Consider the following 13,543-nt stretch of genomic DNA (forward strand, 5'->3'; position numbering starts at 1 on the left):
ATGGCGGGTGGAACCGGCGAGCGGCCGGTTCCGCCCGCCGCCTGAAGATATGATCCGGCTTTTCCTCCTGCCTCGGGGCAGAAGGAAGAGGGGGTGGGCGGCGCCGGCAGAGGGACGAAGCCTCTGTCGGCGTTTTGCTATTCCGCGGCGGCGGGAATCGGGCGATTGCCCGATCCGCTCGCCGATTTCAGCCACCCGTTCGCCAGCAACAGCAGCACCGCCCCGATGACGAGGAAGGCAAGGTCGACGCCGATCGTCGCGGATTGGTTCAGACCGTTGCGCGCGATATGGCTGCCGACCAGCACCACCAGCGTCGCACCGCAGGCGATCCGCAGCATCCGTGTGACATGATCGGCATCGCGCAGCGCCAGCCCGACGATCCAGGTCGCGAAGGTCGCGCCCCAATAGAGCGGTATGGCCGGCACCGCGGCGACCAGATCGGCGAGGGCGGCAAGCGCGAGCACCAGCGGCTGGCCCCAGACCAGCGCCGCCCATAGCCGTTCGAGCCGGGGCGCCGCGCGGCCCTGGTCGCGCCGCCGGGCGAGCCAGACCTGGCCGCCGGTGGCGACGATCATCGTCAGCCCGGCGCCGAGCACGGCATAGATCAGCTTGAGCGGCAGTCCGCCATAGGTGCCGTAGTGGAGCGGGGTGACCATGCCGTAGATACGCATGCCGGCATTGCCGTCGGTGAAGCCGGCCTTGTGCTTCAACCGGCCGTCGGGGGCGAAGACATAGGATTCGGCGGTCGACAAATGGCCCGGCGCCGCCATCGATATCGTCACCTGCTGGCCGACAGTGCCGATATGCTCGTAACGCAACTGGCTGATTCGCGCGCCGGGCATGTCGCGGTCGATGCGCGCGAGCATCGGCACGAGCGCCGGCAGCGGCGCGGGGCGGGCATCCTCGGTCGGCTGCGGTCCGAGCAGCGCAGCGATCGCCCGGGTCTGGTCGCCGCGAAAGGCGACCAGCGCGAGGATCATGATGATCAGCCCCGACAGGCCGAGCAGCGATCCGGTCAGCGACACGATCAGGTGGAAGGGCAGTGCCCACACTCCGATGCGGTTGTGGAGATCGGCGTTGGTGAGCCGTTTCGATCCGCCCCAGCGCAGCCGGAACGCATCCTTGAGGATCCGCCTGTGGGCGAGGATGCCGGTCACCAGGCTGGCGAGCAGCAGGGTACCGAAGATCCCGACCAGATAGCGGCCGATCGCGCCGGGGACGGTCAGGTTGAAATGGAGCTGCTGGACGAAGGCGACCCAGGGGGTCTCGATCTCCGGGCCGAGCCGGCCGGCAGCGTCGACGCTCCACATGAGATGATTGCCGCCCTCGCCACCCTCGCCGAACGCGCCGACGGTCAAATGGGGCAGTTCGGGGGTCGGGGTGTTGACGAACATGTCGTGGGCGACGCCGGCGGCCCTGGCGCGGGCAAAAGCATCGGCGACGACGGTTTCGAGCCGGGCCGCCGAAACGCTTTCGACCACCGGCACCCGCGGCCGCTCCCACAAGCTGAGCTGGTCGACCATCACGATCAGCGCGCCCGACAGGCACAGGACATAGATCACCGCGCCGAAGGTCACGCCGATCAGGCCATGGCCGGCGAGCAGCGATCGGGTGAAGTCGGCCGAGAGGCGGGGCAGGCGCATTTATCAGGCTCCGGTCAACAGGGTCAGGCCGAAGCCGGCGCCGCCGATCGCGGCGAACGTCGCCGCCTGCAGCGGCAGCCGCCGGTGGCACAGCGTCCAGGCGATCGCGCCCGACCAGAGCGACGGGACGATCAGCCCGGCGAGGATCAACCTTGTCTGTTCGGCGAGCGGCGCCTGGGTGGCGAACAGCACTGCGATCCCCATCGCCGCGGCCAGGCCGAGCGGGCCGGCGGTGAGGGTGCGCGCGGTGCCGACCAGCCAGCGCCAGCGCGATGTCCGGGGAGCGTCGGTGCTGCGTTCGCGCGGCGGTCGGCTTTCGCGTCGTTCGATTCGGGTCAGGATGAAAGCGAAGGCGACTAGGGCGGCGGTCTCGAGTGCGAGCGGGATGCCGATCTCGGCGCCGAAGCGCCCGATCCAGATCGTTGTCGACACCGCCCAGAGCAACGCCGCGCCGGCGATCCGCGCGCGCATCGGCGCGCCGCGGCGCCATCCCGCCCATAGCAGGAACAGCCCGCCCAGCGACGCCAGCAGCGCCACCGCGATCAACAACATATCGGTCATCAGGTCCCCTTTTTGGGCGGTCTTATCGATAGTGCGATTGACTCGCAATATCCTTCAATTGTATCGGGCCGGCAACAAGGGGGATCATCACATGCTTATCATTCGTCCGGTTACGGGCTTGCTTCTGCTCGCCTCGTCGACAATCGCGCTCGCGCAGGCGGCGGTTCCGGTGGCGACGCTGGTCGCCGCGGACGAGGCCCAGCCCGAGGGCGGCGAGATCGTCGTCACCGGCGAAAAGTCGAACCGGACGCTGCAGAAGACCCCGGCCAGCGTCGCGGTGACCACCGCCGAGACGATCGCCAACCAGAATCTCACCAGCGTCTACGACATTCTCGAACGCACCCCCAACCTCGCGGTGAACGGCAATCGCACCAGCTTCACGATCCGCGGCATCGATGCGTTCAACGTGTCGGGCGGCGGCGACGGTGCGCTGGCCAGCGTCTATCTCGATGGCGCGGTGCTGCCGCGCACCGCGCTGACGGTCGGGCCGCTCGACCTTTACGACATCGCCCAGGTCGAGGTGTTTCGCGGACCCCAGTCGACGGTGCAGGGGCGCAACGCGCTGGCCGGCGCGGTGATCATCCGCACCGCCGATCCGACCTATGACTGGAGTGGCTGCTTCCGGTTGCTGATGACCGACCAGACCGGGGAGCGGCGCGCGGGGGCCGCGGTCGGCGGGCCAATCGTCGACGGGCAGATCGCGTTCCGGCTGGCCGGCGAGGTCGCGCGCAGCGACGGGCTGATCTTCAACCGGACGCTCAACGAGGATGCCGACAAGCGCCGTTCGGAAACGGTGCGCGGCAAGCTGTTGCTCACCCCCGAGGCGCTGCCGGGGCTGAAGGTCGTCGGCACCTTCATGCACGACCGCCATCGCCGCGGCACGCTCTACAGCGAGTTCGACGCGCCCTATGCGCTCAAGGACCGGATCGCGACCGAGGATGTCGCCGATGTCGTGACGGTCAAGAGCGACATCGCCACGCTGGCGGTGAGCTACGACCTCGCCGAGGGGGTCAGCCTCAGTTCGACGACCAATTACAGCGATATCCGTTATGTCTCGATCGCCGATTCGGATCGCAGCCCGACCACCGGGGCGATCAGCCGGGTGACCGATCCCGACAAGACCTTCCAGCAGGAACTGCGCCTCAACATCGACCGGGGCTGGGTGCAGGGGCTGATCGGCGCTTATTATCTGCGCGACGACAATCGCGATTATTATTTCGCGGCGACTCAGGTGTTGCAGTTGCGCCGGCTCGGGGTCGATCGCCAGCTGCTCGCGCTCGGGCTGCCGCAGGCGACCGTCGATACCGTCATCAACCTCTATAGCGGCGGCGCGGTGCCGATCCAGAACAGCCTCGCCCGGCCGCGGCTGACCAAGAATTACGCCGGTTTCGCCGATCTGACCTTCCCGATCACCGACCGGCTGCGGTTGCGCGCGGGCTTGCGCTACGATCATGAAAGCCAGCTGCGCGGGGCGACCCAGACGGTGGTGATCTCGGGGGCGCTGCCCGATCCGGCGGCGGTGCCGGCGGCGCTGCGGCCGGTCATCACCCAGCTCAACGCGACGCTGCGCGCGACCGCAGCCAATGCGAACAGCGTCGAGCCGGTGCACGAGGTCACCTATCAGGCATGGCTGCCCAAGGCGGGCATCACCTATGACTTCGCGCAGGACGTCTCGCTGAGCGCGACGGCACAGCGCGGCTACCGCGCCGGTGGCTCGGGCCTCAACCAGCAGCGCGCGCAATCCTATGATTTCGATCCCGAATATACCTGGAATTACGAGCTGGCGCTGCGCTCGCAATGGTTCGACCGCAAGCTGACGGTCAATGCCAATGCCTATTGGATCGACTGGCGCGACCAGCAGGTGTCGGTGCAGCTGACCCCGGGGGCGGTGTTCGACACCCAGGTGATCAACGCCGGCAAGTCGCGGCTCTACGGGTTCGAGCTCGAACTGAGCGGCCGGCCGACGCCGACGCTCAACCTCTATGCCGGGCTCGGCTACAGCAATACGAAGTTCAAGGAGTTCAATGTCAGCCTCGGCCAGCTGTTCCAGGGGGCGGAGGGCAATGAGTTCACCAATGCGCCGCACTGGACGCTGTCGGGCGGCGCCACCTGGCATGCGCCGAGCGGGCTGTTCGCGAACCTCAACGCCAATTATCGCAGCGCCTTCTATCAGGACACCCAGGACCAGGCATATCGCGACATCAAGGCGCGCACGCTGGTCAATGCGAAGCTCGGCTGGCAGGGCGACAATCTCGGCGTCTTCCTGACCGTGTCGAACATCTTCAACGTCCAGAAGCCGGCGTCGTTCTTCGTCGATTTCGACGGCCGGACGCGCGGCAGCCTGTACGAACCGCGGGTGGTGGGGTTGAGCTTCGAGGGGAAGTTCTGAGGCGGCGGTACGGGCAGGGGGCCGGGAAGCCTTCTGCCGGATCAATCTCGAAGAAGGCAGAAGAAGGCCCTCTCGCTACCCTCTCCCAAGAAATGGGAGAGGGGCCTGACCGGCCAAGTCGCGCATAGGCCGACAGGTCGGAGGGGGGCGGTCAGCGCGTATCGCGCCGATCAGCCTTCGGAGGACGCAGTGGCTTCGTCGAGTTCCTTGAAGGCGGCGAGCATCGCGGCCTTGGCGACGTTTGCGGCGGGGAAGCCGCAATAGGGGATGGTGGTGTAGAGGATTTCCTCGATATCGGCGCGGGTGAGGCCGTTCTTGATGCCGATCTTGGTGTGGTGCCGGATCTCGTCGGACTGCCGCAGCGCGATCGTCATCCCGAGGATGGCGCTGCTGCGCAGCTTGCGCTCGATGGTCTCGCGTCCCCAGACGGTGCCGAACGAGAAATCGCGCGACCAGCGGGCGCATTCGACGCCGAAGCTGTCGGTCTCGATATAGCGCGCCAGGCCGTCGGCCATTTCGGGACCATGAAAGGTCTCGAACAATTCCATGCCCTTCTCGCTTGGGGTCGTCATAATCGTCTCCTCGCTATGCTGGTCGCGCGCGGCGCGTCCGGTGGTCAGCCCCGTCCCTCGAGAAAATGCGCCGGGACCTGCGGGCGGCCCGAATCGCCGGCTTCGAACTCGGCGGCCTTGGCGCGGATGAAAGCATCGGGCGAGGCGGCCCATGCGGGCAGGGTGTCCCAGAGCTCGTCATGGGTCGGGATGATGATGCGGCCGTCCTTCATCCCGTCGGCGAGGATCCGGGCGGCGTCCGCCTGCGAAATCACGGTGAGGCCGCTGCCGGGACCCCGCATCAGATAGTCCGCGGAATAATGTTTCATGCCGATATTGGAGGTGGTCATCACCGGACCCGGGCAGAGGCAGCTGACCTTCACCCCCTTCGGTGCCAGATAGAGCGCGAAGTTTTGCGACATCGACAGCACGGCCGCCTTCGACGCCGCATAATGGATGCGGCTCGATGCGAAGGGATAGAGGCCGGCAAAGGATGCGGTGTTGACGATATGGCCGCTGCCGCGTGCGATCATCGCCGGCAGACAATGTTCGATCGCGCGGATCATCCCGAAGAAATTGATGTCCATCATCTGCTGCCAGCCGGCGACGGGGATGTCCTCGGGGTTGCCGCCGCTCAATATGCCGGCATTGTTCACCAGGATGTCGACCGGCCCCAGTTCGCGTTCGGCCTGCGCGGCGCAGTCGCCGATCGACGCCTCGCTGGCGACGTCGCACTGGACCGCGCAACCCTGTCCGCCGATCTCCGCGACGAGCGCCGCGGTCTCGCGCGCGCTGTCGAGGTCGAGGTCGGCGGCGGCGACCCGCGCACCGCGCCGCGCGAATTCGAGGACGATCTGCCGGCCGATATTCTTGCCGCCGCCGATGACGAGCGCGGTCCGTCCGGAAAAGATATCGGCTTCGTTCGCGGCATGGGGGTGCTGTGCGGTCATCGCTTCTCAGGTCCCTCTCGTTGGCCATGGCGCAGGGGCACCATGTTTTTTGTATAAGGGACTTGATATGCAATATAGATGCGAGATTCTAGTACGAATATGGATATAGAGTGTTTTCTATGGTGGACTGTTTTCGCGCTGGTCCTGCAGGCCGGCCGCAGGGAAAAGGCCCCGCCGCACCGATCGGCGCTGCAGGGCCCTGGCGGCGCTACCAGTTGTAGCGCACCGATCCGATCACGGTGCGCGCGGCGCCGAAATAGCAGCTGTTGGTGAACGGGCAGGCGCTGACATGGCGCTTGTCGAGCAGGTTGGCGGCATTGACCGCGAGGCTGATCCCGTCGAAGCGCGGGTCGGCCTTGCCCAGATCATAGCCGATCACCGCATCGACCAGGCTGAAGCCCTTGGTGTGGAAGCGCTGGAACACCGAGGCGCCATTGACCACCGCATAGGTGGTGATGCCGTCTGACCCGGCGACATAGCGGACGCCACCGCCCAGGTTGAGCCCGGCGAGCGCGCCGCCGGCGGCGCCGTCGCGATCGAAGTCATAAGTGAGGAAGGTCGATGCCGAATATTTGGGGGTACCGAGCTGGCGGGTGCCGGTGGTGGTCGGACTGATCCCGGCGGCGGGCGCGCCCTGGGTGATGATCGCGTCGGTATAAGCGGCGGCGACCACCACGTCGAACCCCGGCGTCACCTCGCCGCGGCCCTCGAACTCGATACCTCGCACCCGCACCTCGCCGATCTGGATCTGCGCGTTGCTCGGGATCGTGCCATTGCCGGCGTTGGGATCGGTGACCGGTACCTTCTGGCGCCGCAGGTCATAGGCCGACAGCGTGAACAGCGCGTTGGTGCCCGCCGGCTGATATTTGACCCCCGCTTCATATTGGCGGCCGGTCACCGGATCGAAGGGAACGCCCAGATAGGTCGATCCCGACTGGGGTTCGAACGATTCCGAATAGCTGACATAGGGGGACACCCCGAACGGCAGCTCGTAAAGTGCCCCGAGCCGCATCGTGAACGCGGTCTGCTTGAGGGTCGTGACGGCATTTTCGGTGCCGATGGCGCGCTTGTTGAGACTGGTCTGATTGTACCAGTCGTAGCGGCCGCTCGCGATCAGCTGCAGCTTGCCGATCGCGATCTGGTCCTGGAGGTAGAGGCCGGTCTGGTCGCGCTTGGTGTAGCTGTTGACATAGGCGGCCGACAGCTGGGTCAGGTCGAGGCTGGGCAGGCCGAGCCCATAGACCGGCGCGAACAGGCTGAGATTGGGAATGCTGGTCAGCGGGTTGGTCGTCACGCCGGTGTTGAACTGCTGAAAATTCTCGCCCCTGATGTCCTGATAGTCGAGGCCGAGCAGGATATTGTGGTTGAGCGGACCGGTGTCGAACTTGGCGTTGAGATGATTGTCGGTGGTGAAGGTGTCGAAATCCTCGTCGGCGCCGCCGCCACCACGGGTGATGATCGCGAAATTGCTGTTGCGGTTGACCCCGGTGCCGGTGGTCGCGAAGCCGCCGACATAGATCTGGCGGTAGGATAGCTCGTTGTTCTGGTAGCGGCTGTTCGAGCGGAAGCTCAGATGCTCGCTGAAGTCGTGGCGGAACATCGCCGCGATCGAGCGCTGGTGATGGTTGTAGCGCTCGTAGCCCGGATCGCCGGTGTTGACGTCGCGGGGCAGGGTGCCCGCCGGATTGGGCAGCACCGATCCATAGGCGGGCACCCCCGAATAGCCGCCGCCCGACGGCGCATGCTGATAGGCGGCGATCAGCGTCAGGCTGGTGTCGTCGTCGGGCACGAAGCTCAGCATCGGGCTGACATGATAGCGTTCGGCGAAGGTGCCATCGGTCAGGCCGTCGGCCTTCTGCCAGCCGCCGACGATGCGGAAGCGCAGCTTGCCGGCGGCGTCGAGCGGCTGGTTGATATCGGCCGCGACCCGCTTGCTGGCGAAGTTGCCGGCTTGCAGCTCGACCCGGCCGAAGGCGTTCGCCTCGGGGGTCTTGCTGGTCAGGTTGACGAGCCCGCCCGGGGTCGAGTTGCCGTAGAGCACCGAGGCGGGGCCCTTGACCACGTCGATATGGTCGATCCGGTTGAAATCGGTCTGCGGGGTCGAATAGGGGCCGGCGATCAGCCGCATGCCGTCGAGATAGAGGCCCGGCGAGAAGCCGCGCACGATCAGCTGATCGTAGCGGGTCACCATCGCTCCGCGCTGGTTGGTCGAGACGCCGGCGACATAGCCGAGCGCCTGGTTGATCGACTGGACGTTGCGGGCGACCAGTTCCTCCTTGTCGATCACGGTGATGGTCTGGGCGGTCTTCATCAGCGGGGTGTCGGTCTTGGTGCCCGAACCGGTGCCCTTCACCTGGACGCCGGTGACGACGATCGTGTCGCGCGTCTCGTCGGCCTCGGCCTCGGCGGCGGCATCGGCGGTTTCGGCCTCAGCGGCGCGCACCGGCGCGGGGGCAGCGAGGATCGCGGCGAGCAAGGCCGCCTGCGAGAGGCGCGCCGGAGAGCGGCGGAGGCGAAGCGAAGACACAGATATTCCCCTTTGCTGATATTGATAATGATTCGCAAAGGCTGCTACGGGCATGATCGGTTCGATGCAAGACGGGATGGACAATGGCCAAGCGGACAGCGACGCGGCGCCCTGGCGGGCGAATGGCGATGACGGGGCGCTGTGCCACCGCGCTGGTGGGCGGCTATGCCGCGGCTGCCGGGCTCGCCACGCTGTGCGCCCGGCTGCTGCCGATCGCGCGGGTCGAAGCGACCGCCTGGGGGATGACGATGTCGTTCCTGCTCTATGCGCTGATCGCGCTGTGGGCGTTCCACGAGCGGCGGCTGGTGGTGGTGGCGGCGGCGATCTGGGGCATAGCGGTGGGATCGATCGGGCTGTTGTTCCTGATCGGGGTGCGGCCATGAATGCGCAGCCGATCGCGAGCGAGGTCCGGCGGCCCGATCCGCCAGAGCCGGTCGGCGGCTGGCGCCAGTCGATGGCGTGGATCCACACTTGGCTGGGCCTGCTCGCCGGCTGGATCCTGTTCGCGATGTTCCTGACCGGCACCGCCAGCTATTTCCGCCCCGAGATCACCCGCTGGATGCAGCCCGAGATCGACGTGGCGGCGGTCGCGCCGTCGCGGGCGGCGGCGACCGCGGTCGCGCATATGCAGCGCGTCGCCCCGCACGACGAGCAGTGGACGATCCTGCTGCCCGACGATCGCACCACCACGACCCGGATCTTCACACGGGCGCGCCCGAATCCCGACCCGAAGGTGCCCAAGCCGCCGCGCAAGCCCGAGCTGCGGCTCGACCCGGCGACCGGCGAGCCGCTCGCAGCGCGCGACACCCGCGGCGGCGAGCATTTCTACCGTTTCCACTTCCAGCTCCAGCTGCCGCATCCCTGGGGGCGCTGGCTGGCCGGGCTGTGCGCGATGTTCATGCTGGCGGCGATCGTCTCGGGGGTGATCACCCACAAGCGCATCTTCGCCGATTTCTTCACGCTGCGCTGGAACAAGGGGCAGCGCAGCTGGCTCGACGCGCATAATGTCTCGGCAGTGCTGGCGCTGCCGTTCCACGCGATGATCACCTATACCGGGCTGATCACGCTGGTGGCGATGTACATGCCGTGGCCGGTGGTCGCCAACTACAAGGCGCCCGCGGCGTTCGCCGCCGATGCCTTCGGCACCGAGGATGGCGCGGCCTTTCTCGGGCGGCCCGCGCCGCTGGTGGCAGTGGCGCCGCTGGTCGAGGCGGCGTCGCGCGAATGGCAGGGCGGTCGCCCGGCGCGCGTCGTCGTGGTCAATCCCAACGATGCCTCGGCGACGATCATGGTCATACGCAGCGGCGCGGACACGCTCAACGCGCGCGGCCGGTCAATCGTCTATTCGGGGGGCGACGGCCGGCGGCTGTCCGCATCGCCCGCGCCGGGGCCGGCGATCGCCACCGCCGGGGTGATGCTGGGGCTGCATATGGGCATGTTTGCGGGACCGGTGCTGCGCTGGACCTATTTCCTGCTCGGCCTGTCGGGCGCGGCGATGGTCGGCACCGGGCTGCTGCTGTGGACCGCGAAGCGGCGCAAGCCGGGCGCCCGCCCGTTCATGGGCTTCCGGATCGTCGAGCGGCTCAACATCGCCGCGGTCGCCTGCCTGCCGGGGGGGATGGCCGCCTTTCTGCTCGCCAACCGGCTGGTGCCGCCGCAGCTGGCCGGCCGGGCCGATCTCGAGGTGGCGGCGATGTTCTGGACCTGGTTCGGGCTCGCTGCGCTGTCGCTGCTGCGCCCGGTCCGGCGGGCGTGGATCGAGACGCTGGCGATCGCCGCGGTCTGCTTCGCCGCGGTGCCGGTGGTCAACATGCTGACCACCGACCGTGGGCTGCTGCCCTCGATCCTGCGCGGCGACGGGCTGTTCGTGGCGTTCGATGCGGTGATGATCGCGATGGCCGCGCTGCTGGGCTTCGCCGCATGGCGGGCGTCGAAGCTGCGCGAACCGGTAGCGCGTGTCCGCCGCGCGCGGCCGGTTCCGAAGGTCGATCTGTCGGCGCGGGAGGCGATCGATGCCGCTTGAGGGCGCTTTCCTCGCTTATGCCGGCTTCGCCCATCTGGCCCGGGCGACCTATCGCCATCGCGACGCGCGCGCGCTGTCGTTCCTGCCGCAGCCTGCCCATCGATGGGTGGGCGCGGCGCTGCTGCTGCTGTCCTTCGCGGTATCGCTGGTCCGGTTCGGCGCGACCCAGGGACCGGCGGCGTGGACGGGCATGCTCTGCCTCGCCGGTGCGGTGATGGTGCTGCTGCTGTCGCGCTGGCCGCAGGCCGCCTTTTCGGGGGCGCTGGTCGCTCTGCCGGCGGCGGTGCTGGCGGGGCTGAGCTGATCATCTAACCTTCACGGCCTGTTAACCGACATGGGCTATACCGCATCGTCGAAGTTGCTGTGCGCCTTTGCGCGAAGCCTTGTCGTAGAAACCGCATGCCAGAGCCGCTGTTCATAGATTTCGAGGCCTCGTGCCTGCCGCGCGATGGGCGTTCCTTCCCGATAGAGGTTGGCCTCGCCGACGGCGCGGGCTGGTCGTGCGCCTGGCTGATCCGTCCGGCGCCGGCTTGGGCCGACTGGACCTGGGCGCAGGAAGCGGAGAGCCTCCACGGCATCGACCGGGCGACGCTTGAACGCGACGGCCGGCCGGCCATCGACGTCCTGACCGAACTCAACGCGATTGCGCGCGGTCGCGACGTCATCGCCGATCATGATTTCGACCGCCTCTGGCTCGCGACCCTGGCCGATGCCGCCGGCCGCCCGCCGGCTTTCCGCATTCGCCACATCGCCGAGCTGGTCGATCGCACCGGACCGGACGACACGCGTCGTGCGGTGGCGGCCGCCAACACCAAATTCCCGATCCGGCACCGGGCCCGGTCCGACGCACTATGGCTGGCGACCTTCGCGACCAATCTGTCGCCGATGATACCGCTGCCGCTCGCGGCCTGACGGGTTACTGCCGAGCGGCGTAAGTCAGGCGCCGATCGCAGTGTTCCGATCGGTCGGGTTGGTGGCCGCAGTGATCGCCGCGGCGAGCGAGCCGACACAATGGTCGGCGCCGATCGCCCGCTGGAGCCCCTCGTCGCGCAGCGCCGCCTCGCCGTGCGACCACAGGCCGGCGATGATCGGGGCGTCGGGGGCGCGGCTGCGCAGCCGCTTGATCATATAGCGCAGCTGCGCGGGCGAGCCGGTGAGATCGAGGCAGCAGATCGCGATCGTCGGCGCACCGCTGACGTTGAGGGTCGCGATCGCGTCGCGCGACACCGCGGCGTTGGCGATCGCCCGCGCGGGCACGCCGCGTTCGGTGAGCAACTGGACCAGCATCGCGGCGACCGCCTCGTCGAATGGGCCCGGCCCGGCGACGCACAGCACCGTGCCGGTGTCGGCGGCGAACGGCCGGTCGCGGTCGATCCGCTCGTCGAGATCCTCGACCACCGACAGCATCGACCGGTTCATTCGCGCAGCGCGCGGCGGATCGATCGTCCCGCGGGCGATGTCCTCGAGCGACAGCCGCAACCCTTCGAGCGCGACATCGTCATAATAAGCGACCAGCGGCCGGTCATCGAGCAGGGTCTCGGCCTGGGCCAGCGCCTCGTCGGGATTGTTGGCGAGGATTCGCTGGTAGAAGCTTTCGATCGGGGTCAGCGCCGGTCGGTCGCCGAGCAGCACGTCGAAAAATTCGAGGCTCTTCACATGGCGGCCGAGCACGACCAGGCACAGGGTCAGCGGCGTCGACATGATCAGCCCGATCGGACCCCAGAGCCAGGTCCAGAAGATCGCCGAGACGATCACCGACACCGGCGAGAGTCCGGTCGAATGGCCGTAGAGCAAGGGTTCGACGACATAGCCGGTGAACGGCTCGGCGATCAGGAACAGCGCGACCACCTCGATCGCCATCGTCCAGCCCGGATCGACCGCGGCGGCGAGCGCGGCGGGGGCGACCGCGGCGAGCAGCGCGCCGATATAGGGGACGAAGCGCAGCAGCCCGGCCATGATCCCCCACATTGCCGGCGACGGGATGCCGATCGCCCACAGCCCGAGGCCGATCACCACCCCGAAGCCGGTGTTCACCGCGAGCTGCGACAGGAAATAATGGCTGAGCCTGCGGCCGGCATCGTCCATCGCCCGCATCGTGCGGTGAAGGTCGCTCGATCCGAACAGCCGGATGAAGCGATCGCGCAGATCCTCCTTCTGCATCAGCACGAAGATCGCGACGATCAGCACGATCACCGTGGTTTCGAGCGGACCGAGCACCGGTTCGAGCACCGTGCGCGCGATCGTGAAGGGCGAGGTCTGCCCTTGGACGATCTCGACCGGGACCGGGGTGCGGGCGCTCTCGGCCGCTGGGACCGGCGATGCGAGCGGCGCGGTCGGCGACGGGGTGGTCGTGGCGGGATGGGGCGGCGGCTTGCGATTGCCGCCGAACTGGCTGGTGATCGCCGCGAGCTTGGCGAGCGCGAAGCCCTGGACGCCCTCGATCTTGGCCTCGACGGTCTTGGCGTAGCGCGGGGCATCGGCGGTGAGGGCGGCGGCCTGGCTGCCGATCAGCGAACCGATCAGGCCGAGCAGGGCGAGAGCGGCGAGCACGGTCAGAATCACCGCGGGCGCGCGCCACAGCCGCAGCCGCTGGAGCATGTTGACCACCGGCGACAGCACGAAGGACAGCATCACCGCCAGGGTGATCGGGATCAGCACGTCCTTGGCGCAATAGAGCGCGGCGACGATCAGCGTGCCGACCGCGATGCCGAGCAGACTCTTGAGTTCGGGCGACGAGGTCGGGGCGACCTGGGCGGCGCCGGCGTCGGCGGGCGGCGCATCATGCTCACCGGTCAGGATATCTTCATAGCCGGCGATCTTGTCGGAGCTGGTCATGCGTCGGCCTTCATTGCGTATCGTCCGCCCTTATCGTGGTTCGCCGTCGGGCACGACGACATTC

11 protein-coding genes are annotated in these 13,543 nt (G+C 67.7%); 5 read left to right on the forward strand and 6 right to left on the reverse strand.

What is annotated here, in order from left to right; all coding sequences use genetic code 11:
- Window positions 1-137: 137 nt before the first annotated feature.
- Window positions 138-1,643, reverse strand: a complete 1,506-nt coding sequence (locus AC1RM6_RS07890; protein WP_493099861.1) for a PepSY-associated TM helix domain-containing protein — start codon at window positions 1,641-1,643, stop codon at window positions 138-140.
- Window positions 1,644-1,646: 3 nt separating this feature from the next.
- The gene (locus tag AC1RM6_RS07895) at window positions 1,647-2,204 is read right to left on the reverse strand and encodes a hypothetical protein (RefSeq protein ID WP_493099863.1); all 558 of its coding nucleotides are present in this window, start codon (window positions 2,202-2,204) and stop codon (window positions 1,647-1,649) included.
- A gap of 91 nt (window positions 2,205-2,295) precedes the next feature.
- Between AC1RM6_RS07895 and AC1RM6_RS07900 the strand changes: the two genes are divergently transcribed.
- Window positions 2,296-4,593, forward strand: coding sequence for a TonB-dependent receptor (locus AC1RM6_RS07900; protein WP_493099864.1), 2,298 nt, complete (start codon window positions 2,296-2,298; stop codon window positions 4,591-4,593).
- Between the two features lie 170 nt (window positions 4,594-4,763).
- On the opposite strand, the gene AC1RM6_RS07905 is transcribed toward AC1RM6_RS07900, so the two are convergent.
- The 3 genes from AC1RM6_RS07905 to AC1RM6_RS07915 form a co-directional block, all read right to left on the reverse strand.
- Window positions 4,764-5,165 (reverse strand): carboxymuconolactone decarboxylase family protein, encoded by a 402-nt coding sequence (locus AC1RM6_RS07905; protein WP_493099866.1) that lies wholly within the window; start codon window positions 5,163-5,165, stop codon window positions 4,764-4,766.
- Between the two features lie 44 nt (window positions 5,166-5,209).
- On the reverse strand, window positions 5,210-6,094 hold the full coding sequence (locus AC1RM6_RS07910; protein WP_493099868.1) for an SDR family NAD(P)-dependent oxidoreductase: 885 nt from the start codon (window positions 6,092-6,094) through the stop codon (window positions 5,210-5,212).
- A 208-nt stretch (window positions 6,095-6,302) separates the two neighbouring features.
- A complete protein-coding gene (locus AC1RM6_RS07915) occupies window positions 6,303-8,621 on the reverse strand; it encodes a TonB-dependent siderophore receptor (protein WP_493099870.1) in 2,319 nt (772 codons plus the stop codon).
- Window positions 8,622-8,749: 128 nt separating this feature from the next.
- On the opposite strand from AC1RM6_RS07915, the gene AC1RM6_RS07920 reads away from it, so the two are divergent.
- The 4 genes from AC1RM6_RS07920 (at window position 8,750) to AC1RM6_RS07935 (ending at window position 11,556) form a co-directional block, all read left to right on the forward strand.
- Window positions 8,750-9,004, forward strand: coding sequence for a hypothetical protein (locus AC1RM6_RS07920; protein WP_493099871.1), 255 nt, complete (start codon window positions 8,750-8,752; stop codon window positions 9,002-9,004).
- Window positions 9,001-10,644: a PepSY-associated TM helix domain-containing protein gene (locus AC1RM6_RS07925; protein WP_493099873.1), complete on the forward strand. Its 1,644-nt coding sequence runs from the start codon at window positions 9,001-9,003 to the stop codon at window positions 10,642-10,644. The genes AC1RM6_RS07920 and AC1RM6_RS07925 overlap by 4 nt, the downstream gene beginning before the upstream one ends.
- On the forward strand, window positions 10,634-10,948 hold the full coding sequence (locus AC1RM6_RS07930) for a DUF3325 domain-containing protein (RefSeq protein ID WP_493099875.1): 315 nt from the start codon (window positions 10,634-10,636) through the stop codon (window positions 10,946-10,948). Before AC1RM6_RS07925 ends, AC1RM6_RS07930 begins: the two co-directional genes overlap by 11 nt.
- A 95-nt stretch (window positions 10,949-11,043) precedes the next feature.
- The gene (locus AC1RM6_RS07935; protein ID WP_493099877.1) at window positions 11,044-11,556 is read left to right on the forward strand and encodes a hypothetical protein; all 513 of its coding nucleotides are present in this window, start codon (window positions 11,044-11,046) and stop codon (window positions 11,554-11,556) included.
- Between the two features lie 24 nt (window positions 11,557-11,580).
- Here AC1RM6_RS07935 and AC1RM6_RS07940 read toward each other — a convergent pair whose 3' ends face one another.
- Entirely contained in the window at window positions 11,581-13,479 is a 1,899-nt protein-coding gene (locus tag AC1RM6_RS07940) for an AI-2E family transporter (RefSeq protein WP_493099879.1), read from the reverse strand.
- Window positions 13,480-13,543: the final 64 nt, after the last annotated feature.

The organism is Rhizorhabdus sp. GW822-FHT03C02 (assembly GCF_058801765.1).

Coding starts and splice junctions, on each gene's coding strand:
- AC1RM6_RS07890 (WP_493099861.1), bottom strand. CDS start 1,643: ATGCGCCTGCCCCGCCTCTCGGCCGACTTCACCCGATCGCTGCTCGCC.
- AC1RM6_RS07895 (WP_493099863.1), bottom strand. CDS start 2,204: ATGACCGATATGTTGTTGATCGCGGTGGCGCTGCTGGCGTCGCTGGGC.
- AC1RM6_RS07900 (WP_493099864.1), top strand. CDS start 2,296: ATGCTTATCATTCGTCCGGTTACGGGCTTGCTTCTGCTCGCCTCGTCG.
- AC1RM6_RS07905 (WP_493099866.1), bottom strand. CDS start 5,165: ATGACGACCCCAAGCGAGAAGGGCATGGAATTGTTCGAGACCTTTCAT.
- AC1RM6_RS07910 (WP_493099868.1), bottom strand. CDS start 6,094: ATGACCGCACAGCACCCCCATGCCGCGAACGAAGCCGATATCTTTTCC.
- AC1RM6_RS07920 (WP_493099871.1), top strand. CDS start 8,750: ATGACGGGGCGCTGTGCCACCGCGCTGGTGGGCGGCTATGCCGCGGCT.
- AC1RM6_RS07925 (WP_493099873.1), top strand. CDS start 9,001: ATGAATGCGCAGCCGATCGCGAGCGAGGTCCGGCGGCCCGATCCGCCA.
- AC1RM6_RS07930 (WP_493099875.1), top strand. CDS start 10,634: ATGCCGCTTGAGGGCGCTTTCCTCGCTTATGCCGGCTTCGCCCATCTG.
- AC1RM6_RS07935 (WP_493099877.1), top strand. CDS start 11,044: ATGCCAGAGCCGCTGTTCATAGATTTCGAGGCCTCGTGCCTGCCGCGC.
- AC1RM6_RS07940 (WP_493099879.1), bottom strand. CDS start 13,479: ATGACCAGCTCCGACAAGATCGCCGGCTATGAAGATATCCTGACCGGT.